Source organism: Streptomyces sp. NBC_01142 (assembly GCF_026341125.1).
In the GTDB taxonomy this organism is placed as follows: Bacteria; Actinomycetota; Actinomycetes; order Streptomycetales; family Streptomycetaceae; genus Streptomyces.
This window is the reverse complement of the sequence record NZ_JAPEOR010000001.1, coordinates 1,592,692-1,608,608: the sequence shown is the minus strand read 5'-3', so window position 1 is coordinate 1,608,608 and position 15,917 is coordinate 1,592,692. Positions and strand designations below refer to the sequence as shown.

Genomic DNA, 15,917 nt, shown 5'->3' with positions numbered 1-15,917 from the left:
CGCGCGGAGGGGAGCCCGCCGATCAACCGGTCACGGGGGCGTCGGTGCGGAACATGCCCGTCCGCCTTCCGTCCGTATCGAGGGATTGATGCTCCGGTGAGCCAGATCGTCGTGAAACGCCCGCCGAGGTCTCTGCCGCCTGAAGTGCCCACGGAGGCACTGACTCTGGAGGCGCCTCCGGAGCTGCCCCGGGGTCAGCAGGAGGGCATGCTGATGCAGATCCTGCCGGTTCTCGGCATGGGCTCCTCAGTAGTCTTCTTCTTCTCGCCGCAGGCACCTCCGTTCATGCGCATCATGGGTGTCCTGATGCTGGTTTCGACCGTCGCGATGGTCGTCGCCCAGGTCGTCAGATTCCGCCGTGGTACGCAGGGGCAAATGGCAGATGTCCGGCGCGACTACCTCAAATACCTCGCGCAGACGCGGCGTACGGTGCGCAAGACCGCGCGCAAGCAGCGCGACGCGCAGTTGTATCTGCACCCCTCCCCCGAGCAGCTCTGGTCCGTGGTGGCAGAGGGCTCGCGGGTCTGGGAACGCCGCGTGGGAGACAAGGACTTCGGGCAGGTACGCGTCGGCCTCGGCGCGCAGCAGCTCGCCACGCCGCTGGTCGCCCCCGACACCGCGCCGGTGGACGAGCTGGAGCCGCTGTCGGCCGGTGCCATGCAGCAGTTCCTGGCCGTGCACGGTTCGCTGGACGGGCTGCCGATGGCGGTCTCGATGCGCGCCTTCTACCACGTGACGGTCTCCGGCGAGCAGGAGTCGGCACATTCCGCGGCGCGGGCGCTGGTGTCCCAACTGGTGACGCTGCACTCCCCCGAAGACCTGATGGTGGTGGTCGTGGCGGCGCCCGGCGCGGTCGCGCGCTGGGACTGGACGAAGTGGCTGCCGCACACGCAGGTGCCGGGCCAGATGGACGGCGCGGGCACCAAGCGGCTGTTCGGCGACGACCTCGCCGAGCTGGAGCAGTTGCTGCACAGCCGGCTGGACGGCCGGCCGCGCTTCAGCCGGGAGAACCAGCCGGTGATGGACCAGCCGCACATCGTCGTCGTACTGGACGGCGGGCGGGTTCCGCCGGACTCGCTGTTCGCGGCGCCGGAGGGGCTGCAGGGCGTCACCATCGTCGAGGTGGTCTCCGGTGACCTGGACGAGCCGCGCGGCGGCCTTTCGGTGGTCGTACGGCCCGGCCGGCTGTGGCTGGAGTCCGGTGCCCGGGTGGCGTACGAAGGTGTGCCCGACGGGATCTCGCTGCCTGCCGCCGAGGCTCTGGCGCGCCAGCTGGCGCCGCTGCGGATGGGCGGGGGCGACGACGACGAACCGCTGCTCGCCAACCTGGACTTCACCGATCTGCTGAACCTGGGCGACGCGGGCGCTGTCGATGTGGCCAGGACCTGGCGGCCGCGGTCGGTCGCCGAGCGGCTGCGGGTGCCGATCGGCGTCGGCGAGGACGGCCAGCCGGTGATGCTGGACCTCAAGGAGGCCGCGCAGGAGGGCATGGGCCCGCACGGTCTGTGTGTCGGCGCGACCGGTTCCGGCAAGTCGGAGCTGCTGCGCACGCTGGTGCTGGGCCTTGCGGTCACGCACTCCTCGGAGACGCTCAACTTCGTCCTCGCGGACTTCAAGGGTGGTGCGACCTTCGCGGGAATGTCGCAGATGCCGCATGTCGCGGCCGTCATCACCAACCTCTCGGACGACCTGACACTCGTCGACCGCATGGGTGACGCGATCAAGGGTGAGCTGCAGCGCCGCCAGGAGCTGCTGCACAAGTCCGGCAACTACGCCAACATCCACGACTACGAGAAGGCACGTGCGGCCGGCGCCCCGCTGGAGCCGCTCGCCTCGCTCGTGCTCGTCCTCGACGAGTTCTCCGAACTCCTCACCGCCAAGCCGGACTTCATCGACATGTTCATCCAGATCGGCCGTATCGGCCGTTCGCTGGGTGTGCATCTGCTGCTCGCCTCGCAGCGCCTGGAGGAGGGCAAGCTGCGCGGCCTGGACACGTATCTCTCGTACCGGATCGGTCTGCGGACCTTCTCGGCGGCCGAATCGCGTACGGCGATCGGTGTGCCCGACGCCTACCACCTGCCCTCCGTGCCCGGTTCCGGCTATCTGAAGTTCGGCACCGAGGAGATGACCCGCTTCAAGGCGGCGTACGTCTCGGGTACGTACCGCACCGGTGGTCCGGATCTGTCGGCCGGCCAGCTGCCCATCGAACGGCGGCCCGCGGTCTTCACGGCCACGCCGGTCCCGGTCGTGTACGCGGCCCCCGATCCGGCCGCGACGGCCGCACGTGCCTCCGACGACGAGGCGCTCGCGGACACCGTGCTGGATGTGATCGTGCGCCGCCTGGAGGGTCAGGGTGTGCCCGCGCATCAGGTGTGGCTGCCGCCGCTGGACCAGGCGCCCACCCTGGACCAGTTGCTGCCCGGTCTGGCGCCGACCGCGGACCGCGGTCTGACCGCGACCGAGTACACGCGCCCGGGTGGTCTCGTCGTCCCGCTCGGCCTGATAGACAAGCCCTTCGAGCAGCGCCGTGAGGTGCTGTACCGGGACTTCTCCGGCGCGGCCGGCCACATGATGGTCATCGGCGGTCCGCAGTCCGGCAAGTCGACGCTGATGCGTACGCTGATCTCGTCGTTCGCGCTCACCCACACCCCCAGCGAAGTGCAGTTCTACGCACTGGACTTCGGTGGTGGCGGTCTGTCCTCGCTCTCCGACCTGCCGCATGTCGGCGGTATCGCCTCGCGCCTCGACCCGGAGCGGGTACGCCGTGCGGTAGCCGAGGTGTCGGGCGTGCTCAACCGGCGCGAGGAGTTCTTCCGCTCCAACGGCATCGACTCCATCGCCACCTACCGGCGCAAGCGGGCCGCGGGCGAACTGCCCGGCGAGGCATGGGGAGATGTCTTCCTCATCATCGACGGATGGGGCGGTTTCAAGAACGACTACGACATGCTGGAGCCGGTCGTCGCCGATCTCGCGGCGCGCGGTCTGGGCTACGGCATCCATGTCGTGATCACCGCCGCCCGCTACATGGAGGTGCGTGCGGCGCTCAAGGACCAGATGCTGGGGCGGCTCGAGCTGCGGCTCGGTGACGTCATGGACTCCGAGTTCGACCGCAAGGTCGCCGCGAACGTCCCCGCCGGTGTGCCGGGCCGTGGCCAGGTCCCGGAGCGGCTGCACTTCATGACCGCTCTGCCGCGTATCGACTCGATCAGCAGCGCCGTGGATCTCTCGGAGGGCACGGCCGCCTTCGTCCAGGCGGTCAAGGGCAACTGGGCGGGGCCGGCCGCGCCGACCATCCGTCTGCTGCCGCGCAGGCTGCCTGCCGACCAGCTGCCCAAGGGCTTCGAGTACCCGCAGCACGGGGTCGCGATCGGCATCGACGAGACCAATCTGGAGCCGGTGTTCATCGACTTCGAGACCGACCCGTTCCTCCTGGTCTTCGGCGAGAGCGAGTCGGGCAAGACGAACCTGCTGCGGCTCATCGCCAAGCAGATCTCGGAGCGGTACACGCCGGAGCAGGCGCGGATCGTGGTCGGTGACTACCGCCGCACGATGCTGGAGGCCGTCCCGGCCTCCCATCTGCTGGAGTACGCGCCGATGGCGTCGGCCATGGAAACGCACATGGACGCGATCGCCACGGTCATGGAGCGGCGCGCACCCAAGCCGGACATCACCCCGCAGCAGCTGCGTGACCGCAGTTGGTGGACGGGCCCCCAGCTGTTCGTGATCATCGACGACTACGAACTGGTCGCCACCAGCTCCGGCAACCCGCTCTCGGCGCTGGTGGAGCATCTGCCGTTCGCGCGTGATGTCGGTATCCGCTTCATCGTCGCGCGCAACGCGGCAGGTGCGTCGCGTTCGATGTACGAGTCGTTCATGCAGCGCGTCAAGGAGCTGGGCGCGCAGGGCCTGATCCTCTCGGGCGACCCGAGTGAGGGCGACGTCATGGGCAACGTCAGGGCACGTCCGATGCCGCCGGGACGCGCCACGTTCGCTTCCCGCAAGCGGGGGGCTCCGCTGGTGCAGCTGGGCTGGCTGCCGGAGCAGCAGTAGCACGACAGCATGCGTTCCGGCGGCGGTCAAGGCCGCCGGAACGCACCAAGTAGTGTGGCCACGCACCTCGTTCGACATACCTGTGGGAGGACCGCGCCGATGGCTGACGCAAGCGAGAAGGAACGCCAGAAGGAAGAGCTGTACGCCCTCGACATCTCCGGCGTGGAGTGGGTCGGCGCGCCCGGCACGAGCCAGGACGAGGAGCGGGTCGAGATCGCGTATCTGCCGGACGGGGCCGTGGCCATGCGCTCGTCCCTGGACCCGGGGACGGTGCTGCGCTACACGGAAGCCGAGTGGCGGGCGTTCGTCCTCGGAGCGCGTGACGGCGAGTTCGATCTCAAGTAGGCACTGGGGCAATCGCTCAGGCAGGCGTACGGATACGATAAGGGGGGTTGCCCGCTCGCGCGGGCAACCCCCCTTGTCGATGGAGCAGCGCTCGTCACATCATCATGCGGAAGCGAGCGGCGTTGCCCTTGTCCGTGTCCTGGTAGCCCACGACGGAGTCGCTGAGCAGACGCGCGATCGTGTTCAGGTCCTGGTTCAGCCCGTCCATGTCGGTCGCCAGCTGGCGCTGGATCGCGATGTAGGCCTCCTTGGCCTCACCGTCCCAGTCGCCCGCGACCTTGTTGACGTGGCCCAGCAGGGTACGGAGCTGGTCGCTCAGGTCCGAGGCGGTCTTGGTGGTGTCACGGGCCGCCTGGGTCACTGTGTCGTAATTGACGGCAGTGGTCATTCTTTACTCCTCGTGGCGAAGTTCAGCGAACAGTGCGGACGACTCAGACGTCGAGAATGGCGCTGCTGTTGCCCTTGGCGTTCTCCATCTTGGTGAAGGACGACATGCGCTCGCGTTCCTGCGCGTCGAACCCGTCGGCGCTCATCTTGACCATGTTCTCGAGGTTCTCGAGGCTCTGCTGCAGGTTCTTGAGCTTCCGGTTCAGCTCCGTCTGCGTGACGTCGTACTGCTGGCTCGCCGCACCCTTCCAGCCACCCTGGATGAGGTCGACGACGCGGTTGAGGTCGCCGATCCGGCCGCTCAGGTTCGTCTGAAACGCCTGGATCTTGCCGGAAAGTTCCCCAATATCGGAACTAGTTACCTTCAGGTCTTTACCCGACATCTGTGCCCCTTCTTTCTACGACGGCGATGTAGACGGAAGCCGATTGGATGCCGCCCCCGTGCCGGACATCAGTTCTCACTGAGTCCCGCCGTCACTCTATCCACTTGATACGACAGTTCCAACTGCAAAGCCCCGTAGGGAGACTTGGCTCACCGGGCTCTCCTGCGCCGGGTGTCCCGGACGACCGTCGCCCCACCGGCGATCACCGACACCAGTACGACGCAGATTCCCAACGCATAGGTTGCGTACCGCTCGTTGCGTTCCTGGACGGTCTCGGACATCGCCAGATGCGCCGGCTCGGGAGCGGGCGGCTTCGGGGGCCCCGGGTCCGCCGTCGGGGCCTCCGGCGGGCCGTCGGCGCCGTCCATCGCCCGTACCGGGTCGATCACACCCCAACCGACGAAGTTGTCGCGGCCGTTGATGCTGCGCTCCGCGGTCTGCTCGATCTGCGCGATGATCTGCGAGACCGTCCACTTCGGGTACTTGGCCTTCAGCAGCGCCGCGACCCCGGCGACGTACGGCGCCGAGAAGCTGGTGCCGTTGTCGACGCACTGGCCGTTACCGGGAACGGTGGAGACGACATCGACGCCCGGGGCGGCGACGCCCACGAACTCGCCCGCCTGCGAGAAGGCGGCACGTTCGTTGTTGCGGTCGGAGGAGGCTACGGCGAGGACACCCGGGAACGCCGCGGGAAAGGTGTTCTTCAGCTTGCCGTCCATGCCGTCGTTGCCGGCGGAGGCGACCACGACGGCCTTTGCCTGGATCGCCCGCTGCACCGCCTGGTTGAGTTTCGAGGTGAGCGGCAGCGGCTTCGTCGTGTCCTGGGAGATGTTGATGACATCGGCACCCTTGGCGATGGCGTGATCGATCGCCGTGGCCATGGTGAGGTCGTTGCCGCTGTTGTTCTCGTCGTTCTGGCGGATCGGGATGATCGTCGCCTCGGGCGCCAGACCGACGAAGCCGGTGCCCTTACGGGGGCGCGCCGCGATGATCCCGGCGACCTTGGTGCCGTGGCCGACCTCGTCGACCGTGCCGTTGGTCTTGCCGCGCTTGTCGTCCTCCCCGGCGTCCTTGTCGGGCTTGAGGAGGTCCTTGCCCGCAGAGGCGTCGACCGCCGACTCGAGCTGGTCGTTCTTGATGTCCACGCCGGTGTCGATGACCGCGACCCGGATGCCCTTGCCCTTGGTGTCCTGCCACAGCTCGTCGAGCAACACCCGCTGGAGCGGCCAGGGAATGCCCGCGATCTGCTTCGTCATCGGGAAGGTGCACTCCCCGCTGCCGTTGATGCCGAGGTGGTGCGGGGTTTCGGCGGCGTACGCGGCCGGGGGCATCGCCGTCAGGCCCGTCAGCGCCGTCGCGGCGGTCAGCAGGGCGGTCTTTGCGCGCATGTGCAGCATCGTTCGCACTCCCTCTTACGAACCCTGCGGCTGACGCGCGCTGTTGGTGTCCAGCCGGGGGCCCTTGGACAGGAACTCCGACCAGGTGATCGGTACGAAGGAGGGGGTGACCTTCTCGTAGCCGAGCCGGATCTGCGCCTGGCTGGGCTCGGGGCGGCCGTCCTGCTGCTTCTCCTGGCCGCCCGTGCCGATGTCGGAGCGGTCCGTGTCGCTGTCGCCGTTCGCCTGGACCGCGTACCGCAGTCCGGTGTCGGTCACCAGGAACAGCGAGCCGTCGGGCCTGGTCTGCTTGCCCTGGACCTGGGTGTAGAGCAGACCGGATCCGGGGGTGACGTAGGTGCTGGTACCGCCCGCGGTGATCTCCGCGGGGTACTTGGAGCCGGCCCAGGTCGACAGGGTCGTACGGCCCTTGCCGTCGACCTTGCGCAGCACGCTGCAGATGGTGTCGCGGTCGCCGCTCGCCGAGTTGACCTGCTTGGTCCTCAGTTCGGGCCAGCGGTTCTGCGCTCCGAAGATGTCGTTCTCCGGAGCGAAGGACGCCACGTCGACGCTGGTCGCCTCGCCGCGCATGTTGAGCTTCAGGGTCTGCGGGGAGTTGATGAGCAGCCAGGCGGTGAATGCGGAGACCGGCTGGACCTTGCCGGCCAGGACGACGTAGTACACACGGCCGGAGCCGGTCTCAGCCTTCAGGACCATGCCGACCTTGTCCTGCTCGGGCGTCAGCCCTCCGCCGACACCGGCGTCGGCGCCGACCGTGCCGGGGATCACCGGGAAGTCGATCGGGCTGCCGTCGTGCAGTGTCGCCAGCCAGTCGTCGGTGACTGCCTGCGGCTCCACCCTTTCACCGACGAGCGCGCGGGTGAGGAAGTCGGCGTCCTCTGTGGTGCCGCGCACCAGGTACTTGGTACCGGAGGCGTCCACCAGGTAACGGAGCTTCCCCTTCTGCCCCTTGACGTACAGGACCTGTCCGCCGCTCAGCTTCTGCTCGCCCTCGGTGAGCTCCAGATCACGGTCGCCGAAGACGAACGTCGCCTTCTGCACGGTGTTGCCCTTGCCGCCACCGGGCTGCTCGCAGACGGCCCACCGCTTGGGCTTGGCCGCTTCGGTGTGGCTGGGCAGCCGGTCCGGTGCGTAGGGGATCCCGAGGATCGGACCGCGCGGGGGCTTGCCCGCGTCCAGGATGTCGTCGCTGACCTGGATGACCTTGAACTGCTGGGGGGTGAGCAGCAGTCGCGCGGAGGCGAGGTTCAGTACGGGGTGGAGGAGGGCCTTCTTGTCCTTGCCCTTGCCGGGGGTCTCCAGCACCACATAGCGCGTGGTGGAGTCCTTGCCGACGATCACCTTGGTGCCGGGCGCCGCCCAGTCCTTGGGTGCCTTCGGCTTGAACATGCCGAACGCACCGAAGCCCGCGAGGATCAGCGCGCCGACGATCAGGCTGGGGATGATCGCGCGCATCGGGCGCGGCGCCCCCTCCTCCGTACCCGTGGCGGAGGGTTGGAGGAATGCCGCGACCGTGCGCTTCTTCGCAAAGGTGTACGCGTTGAGCTCATCCCGCCGTGATGCCATGAGTCCCCATTGGTAAAGAAAGGCACTGTCTCCCCGCGGGGACGTTGTGGTGAGCACGGTCCCCGGGCCCTGGTTGTCGGACCGGGCCCCTACTATGCCTGTTGATCGGTGGTGGTTGTGGGGCGGGTAGGGTGATCCAGCCGCCAGAGGCCTTGCTGAGCAGGGCCGGACAGGGGTGATCGGGATGAATTGGGGCCTAATGAACCGGGGGGTGGCGCGATAATGGCTTCCGCGACGCGGGTGCGGCCAACAGCCCATGGGCAGGCCGCCGTCAGGCCCGCCGCGCCGTCCCAGGCACCGGCCGCACCCCGACTCAAGGCACGCCCGGGGCACTTCGGTCCGTTCCGACTGCAACAACTCGTACTGATCGAGATCGCCGCCGCGCTGCTGCTGGTGGCCTGGGTGATCGACCCTCTGCTGCTGGTGCCGGCCGGTGTGGTGGCCGCGCTGCTGGTGCTGCTGGCCCTGGTGCGCCGGCACCGGCGTTCGCTGCCCGAATGGCTCGCCACCGTTTTCGCCCTGCGCGCGCGCAGGCGCAGGGCCGCCTCCGCGGTCCTTGCGCCCGATACGGAACCGGGGCTCGCGCCCGCCGTCGAGTGCGATCCCGCCCTGCGGACGTACACCTACAGCGACCGCGACCGCCGCCCGGTGGGGATGATCGGCGACGGCACGTTTCTGACGGCCGTGCTGCAGGTCGAGTCGGACGCGACGGCCCTGCGGCCCGACCGCACCGCGCGGCCGCTGCCCATGGCTCTCGTACGGGATGTGATGGACGTCGACGGCGTACGGCTGGAGTCGGCGCAGATCGTCCAGCACACCCAGCCCGCCCCCGCCCCGCATCTGCCGCAGCAGTCGGTGGCCGCGCGCAACTACGCGCCCCTGCAGGCCCAGACCGGGGCGCCCGCGCTCCGGATCACCTGGATCGCGCTCAAACTCGACCCCGAGCTCTGCCCCGAGGCGGTGGCAGCACGCGGTGGCGGCCTCGAAGGCGCGCAGAAGTGCCTGGTGCGGGCCGCCGACCAGCTCGCGAGCAGGCTGACCGGCGCCGGGTTCCGGGCGACCGTCCTGACCGAGCAGGAGCTGACGGCGGCCGTCGCCACCTCCTCCTGCGCCAGCCCGATGGCCATCGCCCAGGCAGGCCGGGCCGAGGCGCCCGCGCGACGCACCCAGGAGACCTCGCGCACCTGGCGCGTCGACGACCGGCGCCACACCACGTACTGGGTGGGCCGCTGGCCCCAACTGGGCGGCGGCGGGGCTCCGATGCCGCAGCCCGTCGCCCTGCTCACCTCGATCCCCGCGCTGGCGACGACCTTCAGCCTGACGCTGGGGCACGGCGACCGGCAGGGTGTGACGGTCACCGGGCACGTACGCATCACCGGACGCAGCGACGAGGAACTGGTCACCGCGCGCCACGAACTGGAGCGCGCCGCCCGTGGGGTCAAGACCGGGCTGGTGCGGCTCGACCGCGAACAGCTGCCCGGGATGCTCGCCACTCTGCCGCTCGGGGGAGCCCGCTGATGTCTGCACCCGCCGCCAAGCCGCGTATCGGCTTCGGACTGATCGGCCCGCGCCGGGACCGCCATGCGATGTCCGTCGACCAACTGGCCGCGCTGGCGCTGCCGGTCGGCGACGACGGCGTGGTCATCGGTGTCGACGCCGAGAGCAAGCCCGCGGTGCTCGGCATCAACCGCCCCACGCCGTACGACGTCACACTCATCGGCGGCCTGTGGACGGCGCAGGTGCTCGCGCTGCGCGCGGCCGCGACGGGTGCGCGGGTCACCGTGGAGACGGGCCGTGCGCCCGCCTGGACGGCCCTCGCCCAGGCGGCGGGCGGCGGGCAGCAGTGCATCGCGCTGCACGACGTGGGCCGGGTGCCGCCCCAGGGAGCCTCGGCCGGCAGTCCGGTGGTCGTGGTGCGGGACTGCGGAATGCGGCCGCCTCGCGGGCGGGTGGTCTCGGCACCGTGGCAGTCGGTGGTGACGCTGCTGCCGTATCTGAGCCCGGTGGCGCCGCGGCTGATGGAGAAGTCGGGTCTGGTCGGCATTCAGCGCGTTTCGCCCGACGAGGCACGCCAGATCGGGCGCATCATGCATCTCCCGAGAGCCGAGGCGGAGGCGCTGTCCACCCTCTCGGACGGCGTCACACTCTGGTGCACGCCGCGGGACCGCCGGTTCGTCATGACACAGGCCACTGACGCCGAGACCGGATTGTTGGGCAGCGCTCGCCGGATGGACTGAGCGGACTGAAGTCCGTACGCAGTTGTACCGATTTACCCCCTCGGTTTCCTTACGCTCTGCCGCACTCGCATCACTTGGGGGCAGGGCGTGACGTACGGGACAGCAGCCGACGGGTGGGCGGGCCTGCCGGACCGGCTTTGTTGGCGATTAGGGTGGGTCGGGGCGCGGCAGAAGAACCTACGGGCAGGTTGTCCGCGTCCCAAGGGGGAGAGCCGGGCCGATCGGAAGACAGCGGTCGCCCCCACCCACCACGGCACAAGGGTGCTCGACCACACCAGGAGGCAAAGTGAACGGCGATCGGGACGAGATCCACGGGGGCTGGAACATTCCCGTCGATGATCAGTCCGACGCGGAGCCCGCCGAGATGACGGGTGAGTTCACCATCGACTACACCCCGCCGGCCTGGTACACGCAGAATGCGACAGGCGATACGTCGGGCGGGGGCGCGGGTCAGCATGCACCGACTCCTCCGCCGCCCAATGGGGCGCCGGTGGCCGTGCCGGGGCTGCCCGCGGGCAGTGGCTTCGAGCCGAACTGGGCGCCGACGCCCGCGCCGACGCCGCCTGCGACGCCCGTTCCGGCACCCGCGCCGGATCCCGTCGCTGCGCCTGCGCCCGCTCCCGCGCCCGCGCCTGCGCCTGCGTCCGTCCCCGCGCCTGCCCCTGTTGCTGCTCCTGCTCCGGTGCAGGCGGCTGAGCCGACGCCGCCTGCGGCGCCCGCTCCGGCGCCCGCCGCCGAAGCGTCCCCGGAGCCCGCGCCCGAGGCGCCGCAGCCTTTCGGCGGCGGCGATGTGGAGAGCGGGGCGACCATGCGGTTCTCCCCTGCCTCACTGAAGCGCGAGATGGCGGAGCTGGCGGCGGCCAAGGAGGCGGACGATCCCGGTTCCGCGACCGGGAGCAAGCCCGGGAGCGAGACCGGTACGGGGACCGACGGCGACGCCGAGCCCGACGCGGTGGACGAGAGTGATGCCGCCGAGGCCACGGCCGGGGAGCCCGAGGGCGCCCAGGACGCGGAGATGCAGGACGCGGAAGTGCAGGACTCCGAGGTACAGGATGCGGAGGTGCAGGACTCCGGTGGCGACGCCGAGTCCGGCGACGAGGCTGCCCCGGGCACTGCGCCGGAGGCGGAGGCCACGGCCGAGGAGCCGGCCGATGCCGTGCCCGCGGTCACCGATGCCGTACCCCAGGACACTCCGCCCGCGCCCGCTGAGCCCTGGGCACCGGCACCGGCACCGGCACCGGCACCGGCACCGGCACCGGCCGCACAGAACGCCGGACTGCCGCCGCTGCCGCCCGCCTTCCAGCCGGCCGCGCCGACGTCCGCACCACAGTGGCCCATGCCCGTGCAGACCGCCGAGCAGTCCGCCCCCCAACCGCAGCAACAGCAGCATCCTCAGCCGCCGGTGCAGAACACCCCTCAGGCCGCGCCTGCCTGGCACTCGGCGCCCGCCGAGCAGCAGGGCGGTTACGGGTTCCCGCAGCAGGACCGGCCCGCTCCCGCGGCACCGCTGCCCCCCGCCGCGCAGAACCCCAACCCCCAGACGCAGCAGGGCGGTTACGGATTCCCCCAGCAGGGCCAGCCCGTACAGCCCGCACCCGGGCAGCCTGCCCCGCACGGTGGATACGGATTCCCTCAGCCCGGTCAGCCCGCTCCCGCGGCACCGCTGCCCCCCGCCGCGCAGAACCCCAACCCCCAGACGCAGCAGGGCGGTTACGGATTCCCCCAGCAGGGCCAGCCCGTACAGCCCGCACCCGGGCAGCCGACCCCGCACGGTGGATACGGATTCCCCCAGCCCGGTCAGCCAGGGCCGCAGCCCGGCGCGCAGGCGCCCGTACCGCTGCCGCCGCAGGCGTCGCAGACGCCCAACCTGCCTGCGCCCGCCACGCCCCATCTGCCCGCGCAGCAGAGCCACCCGCAGGCTCACCCCCAGACCCAGCCGCACGCCCAGCCGCCGGTCGGCCAGCCCACCGACCCGCGGACCGGTGCCGCCTGGCCCACGCCGGTCACCCATGACCAGCGGGAGCGTTCCGTGCCGGGCGCCCCGCTCGGCTACACGGCCGCCGTCGAGCTCTCCTCCGACCGCCTGGTCCGCGGCAAGCAGAAGGCCAAGAGCAGCCGCAATCCCTCCAGCGCCGCCCGCTTCAAGCTGGGCGGCAAGAAGGAGGAGGCGGAGCGCCAGCGCAAGCTCGAGCTGATCCGTACGCCGGTGCTGTCCTGCTACCGCATCGCGGTCATCAGCCTCAAGGGCGGGGTCGGCAAGACCACCACGACCACCGCACTGGGCTCGACCCTCGCCACCGAGCGGCAGGACAAGATCCTGGCGATCGACGCCAACCCGGACGCCGGTACGCTCGGCCGCCGCGTGCGGCGCGAGACCGGGGCCACCATCCGTGACCTCGTTCAGGCGATCCCGTACCTCAACTCGTACATGGATATCCGCCGGTTCACCTCGCAGGCGCCCTCCGGGCTGGAGATCATCGCCAACGACGTCGACCCGGCGGTCTCCACGACCTTCAACGACGAGGACTACCGGCGCGCGATCGAGGTACTGGGCAAGCAGTACCCGATCATCCTCACGGACTCGGGTACCGGTCTGCTCTACAGCGCGATGCGCGGTGTGCTGGACCTCGCCGACCAGTTGATCATCATCTCCACGCCGTCCGTGGACGGTGCGAGCAGCGCCTCGACGACGCTCGACTGGCTGTCCGCCCATGGGTACGCCGAGCTGGTGCAGCGTTCCATCACGGTCATCTCCGGGGTCCGCGAGACCGGCAAGATGATCAAGGTCGACGACATAGTCCAGCACTTCCAGACGCGCTGCCGCGGTGTGGTGGTGGTGCCCTTCGACGAGCACCTGTCCGCGGGCGCCGAGGTCGACCTCGACATGATGCGTCCCAAGACCCGTGAGGCGTACTTCAACCTCTCGGCCCTGATCGCCGAGGACTTCGTACGCGCCCAGCAGCAGCAGGGGCTGTGGACCGCCGACGGCAACCCGCCGCCGCATCTGGCCCCGCCGATGCCGGGTCACGGCCAGGGACAGCCGCAGGCGCCGGGCCAGCAGCAGTGGCAGGGGCAGCAGCACGGACAGGGACAGGGACAGCCGATGCCCGGTCAGCAGCCCTACCCGCCACAGCAACCCCAGCAGCCGTACCCGCCGCAGCAGCCTCAGCCTCCGTACGGCGGGCAGCAGCAACCCCAGCAGCCGTACCCGCCGCAGGGGTGGCAGCAGTCGCTGCCCTCCCAGGCCCAGTCCGCCGCGAGTCCGGCCGGACCCCCGCCGGGGCACCAGGGCCAGCCGCCGCAGCAGGGCCAGCAGGGCCAGCCCGGTGCTCCCGGACAGCCCGAGCTGCAGGGGCCCGTACCGCCCGCCGGATGGCCCCAGCAGCAGCCTCCGCAGGCACCGCCAGCCCCTCAGCAGTAACGCTGCAGAGGTCTCTACCAATGAGGGCCCGTACCGTCTCCACGGTGCGGGCCCTCATCGCATTCCCTCATCGCATTCTCCCAGCCCACAAGGGGTTTGACGGGCCGTTGACTGACTCGACCACCGCTGATAAACCTACGCTTCACCAGCTGGCGAACCACAGATCTACCCGCCTTCTCCGAGCGAGTGATGACGCGAGGTCCCCGTCCCATGGTCACTAAGGCTCCGTACCCCTCCCCCCGGCACAGCCCCCGCCTCCGACTGGTCCTCGCCACCGGCGCCGCCGCCTCCGCGCTGGTGATGGCCCCGGCAGTGGCCCCGCAGGCCCAGGCGGCCCAGACCCAGCCCCAGACCCAGCCCCAGGTTCAAGCCCGGTCCCTGGTTCAAGCCCGGTCCCAAGCCCAGGCTGCCGAGGGCAGCGGCAGTGGCAAGAAGGTCCTCACCGTCGCCATTTCGCAGAGCGTGGACTCCCTCAGCCCGTTCCTGGCGCAGCGGCTGGTCAGCACCACCGTCCACCGACTGGCCTACGACTACCTCACGAATTACGACGTCAAGGACGCGCACGCGGTCCCCGGCCTCGCCACCGAGTGGAAGCCGTCCCCGGACAAGCTCACGTGGACGTACACCATAAGGAAGAACTCCGCGTGGTCCGACGGGAAGCGGGCCACCGCCGAGGACGCCGCCTGGACCTTCAACAAGATGATGACGGACGAGAACGCCGCCACCGCCAACGGCAGCTTCACCTCCAACTTCAAGAAGGTCACCGCCCCCGACCCCGAGACGCTGGTCATCGAGCTGAAGAAGCCGCAGGCCACCATGACGGCGCTCGACGTCCCGATCGTGCCCAAGCACGTCTGGGAGAAGGTCGGCGACTTCTCGAAGTTCAACAACGACAAGCAGTTCCCGATCGTCGGCAACGGCCCGTTCATCGTCACCGACTTCAAGGTCGACCAGTTCGTCAAGCTCAAGCCCAACAAGGACTTCTGGCGCGGCGCGCCCAAGTTCGACGAGCTGGTGCTGAAGTACTACAAGGATGGCGACGCGGCGGTCGCGGCACTGCGGAAGGGCGAGGTCTCCTTCGTCCAGGGCCTCACCCCCGCCCAGGCCGCGTCCCTGAAGAGCGCCAGGAACATCAAGGTCAATGACGCGCCGGGCCGCCGCTTCTTCGCACTCGCCACCAACCCGGGGGCCAGGTCGAAGGACGGCAAGACCTTCGGCAACGGCCACAAGGCGCTGCTCGACCCGGCCGTACGCAAGGCCCTCTTCCACGCCACCGACCGCAGGACCATCGTCGACAAGGTCTTCCAGGGACACGCGGTGGAGGGCGAGGGATACCTCCCGCCGCGCTTCGCACCGTACTTCTGGAAGCCGGACGCGAGCCAGAAGATCGCGTACGACCCGGCGAAGGCGGCCGCTCTCCTCGACACGGCCGGCTACCGGAAGAACAACAGCGGCAAGCGCGTCGGCAAGGACGGCAAGGCGCTCGACTTCCGTATTCTCTGCCACGCCACCGACCCCAACGACAAGGCGATCGGCAAATATCTCCAGGAGTGGTGGGGCGAGCTCGGCATCGGCCTCAAGGTCGACTGTCTCGACAATGTCTCCGACCCGTGGCTCAAGGGCGACTACGACCTGGCCTTCGACGGCTGGTCCGTCAACCCGGACCCGGACTTCGTCCTCTCCATCCACACCTGTTCGGCACTGCCGGCCACGCCGAAGGACACCGGGGCCACCGACAACTTCATCTGCGACAAGAAGCTCGACGAGCTGTACGCCGAACAGGCCGTCGAGTACGACCCCGCCAAGCGGGCCGCGCTGGTCAAGCAGATGGAATCCCGGCTGTACGACACGGGATACATGAATGTCCTCGCGTATCCCAACGCTGTCGAGGCGTACCGTACCGACCAGATCAAGTCCATCAAGACGATGCCGGAGGCCGCCGGCAATCTCTGGGGCCAGGACGGCTACTGGAGCTGGTGGTCGGCCGAGCCGGCAGCGGGTGACGGCAGCTCCGACAGCGGCTCCTCGACGGGTGTCGTGATCGGTATCGGCGCGGTCGTCGTCCTCGCCGCCGCACTCGGGGTCTTCGTCGTGATGCGCCGGCGTACCACCGCGGAAGACCGTGAATAGT

General features: G+C 69.7%; 10 protein-coding genes. 6 read left to right on the top strand and 4 right to left on the bottom strand.

Translation table 11 applies throughout. From position 1 onward, the window contains the following. The first annotated feature begins 96 nt into the window (after positions 1–96). Both eccCa and OG883_RS07520 read left to right on the top strand, forming a co-directional pair. Complete coding sequence (gene eccCa / locus OG883_RS07525; protein WP_266536669.1) at positions 97–4,050, top strand: type VII secretion protein EccCa; 3,954 nt, start codon at positions 97–99, stop codon at positions 4,048–4,050. A 99-nt stretch (positions 4,051–4,149) separates the two neighbouring features. Beyond that, positions 4,150–4,395, top strand: coding sequence for a DUF397 domain-containing protein (locus tag OG883_RS07520; protein ID WP_266536666.1), 246 nt, complete (start codon positions 4,150–4,152; stop codon positions 4,393–4,395). A 94-nt stretch (positions 4,396–4,489) separates the two neighbouring features. Here the strand turns inward: OG883_RS07520 and OG883_RS07515 are convergent, their stop codons facing one another. From OG883_RS07515 to eccB, 4 genes are all read right to left on the bottom strand, one after another. Next, on the bottom strand, positions 4,490–4,783 hold the full coding sequence (locus tag OG883_RS07515; protein WP_266536663.1) for a WXG100 family type VII secretion target: 294 nt from the start codon (positions 4,781–4,783) through the stop codon (positions 4,490–4,492). Positions 4,784–4,826: 43 nt separating this feature from the next. Continuing rightward, complete coding sequence (locus OG883_RS07510; protein ID WP_266536660.1) at positions 4,827–5,165, bottom strand: WXG100 family type VII secretion target; 339 nt, start codon at positions 5,163–5,165, stop codon at positions 4,827–4,829. Between the two features lie 149 nt (positions 5,166–5,314). Further along, on the bottom strand, positions 5,315–6,562 hold the full coding sequence (gene mycP / locus OG883_RS07505; RefSeq protein ID WP_266536657.1) for a type VII secretion-associated serine protease mycosin: 1,248 nt from the start codon (positions 6,560–6,562) through the stop codon (positions 5,315–5,317). Positions 6,563–6,577: 15 nt separating this feature from the next. Continuing rightward, the gene (gene eccB, locus OG883_RS07500) at positions 6,578–8,128 is read right to left on the bottom strand and encodes a type VII secretion protein EccB (protein WP_266536654.1); all 1,551 of its coding nucleotides are present in this window, start codon (positions 8,126–8,128) and stop codon (positions 6,578–6,580) included. A 222-nt stretch (positions 8,129–8,350) separates the two neighbouring features. Here eccB and eccE point away from each other — a divergent pair, with 222 nt between their 5' ends. The 4 genes from eccE (at position 8,351) to OG883_RS07480 (ending at position 15,916) form a co-directional block, all read left to right on the top strand. After that, complete coding sequence (gene eccE / locus OG883_RS07495) at positions 8,351–9,646, top strand: type VII secretion protein EccE (RefSeq protein ID WP_266536651.1); 1,296 nt, start codon at positions 8,351–8,353, stop codon at positions 9,644–9,646. Next, the gene (locus OG883_RS07490) at positions 9,646–10,365 is read left to right on the top strand and encodes a hypothetical protein (protein ID WP_266536648.1); all 720 of its coding nucleotides are present in this window, start codon (positions 9,646–9,648) and stop codon (positions 10,363–10,365) included. The genes eccE and OG883_RS07490 overlap by 1 nt, the downstream gene beginning before the upstream one ends. A gap of 286 nt (positions 10,366–10,651) precedes the next feature. Next, the gene (locus OG883_RS07485; protein ID WP_266536647.1) at positions 10,652–13,786 is read left to right on the top strand and encodes an SCO5717 family growth-regulating ATPase; all 3,135 of its coding nucleotides are present in this window, start codon (positions 10,652–10,654) and stop codon (positions 13,784–13,786) included. A 210-nt stretch (positions 13,787–13,996) separates the two neighbouring features. Beyond that, complete coding sequence (locus tag OG883_RS07480; RefSeq protein WP_266536645.1) at positions 13,997–15,916, top strand: ABC transporter substrate-binding protein; 1,920 nt, start codon at positions 13,997–13,999, stop codon at positions 15,914–15,916. Position 15,917 lies beyond the last annotated feature (1 nt).

Coding starts and splice junctions, on each gene's coding strand:
- OG883_RS07480 (WP_266536645.1), top strand. CDS start 13,997: ATGGTCACTAAGGCTCCGTACCCCTCCCCCCGGCACAGCCCCCGCCTC.
- OG883_RS07510 (WP_266536660.1), bottom strand. CDS start 5,165: ATGTCGGGTAAAGACCTGAAGGTAACTAGTTCCGATATTGGGGAACTT.
- OG883_RS07515 (WP_266536663.1), bottom strand. CDS start 4,783: ATGACCACTGCCGTCAATTACGACACAGTGACCCAGGCGGCCCGTGAC.
- OG883_RS07490 (WP_266536648.1), top strand. CDS start 9,646: ATGTCTGCACCCGCCGCCAAGCCGCGTATCGGCTTCGGACTGATCGGC.
- OG883_RS07520 (WP_266536666.1), top strand. CDS start 4,150: ATGGCTGACGCAAGCGAGAAGGAACGCCAGAAGGAAGAGCTGTACGCC.
- eccE (WP_266536651.1), top strand. CDS start 8,351: ATGGCTTCCGCGACGCGGGTGCGGCCAACAGCCCATGGGCAGGCCGCC.
- mycP (WP_266536657.1), bottom strand. CDS start 6,562: ATGCTGCACATGCGCGCAAAGACCGCCCTGCTGACCGCCGCGACGGCG.
- eccB (WP_266536654.1), bottom strand. CDS start 8,128: ATGGCATCACGGCGGGATGAGCTCAACGCGTACACCTTTGCGAAGAAG.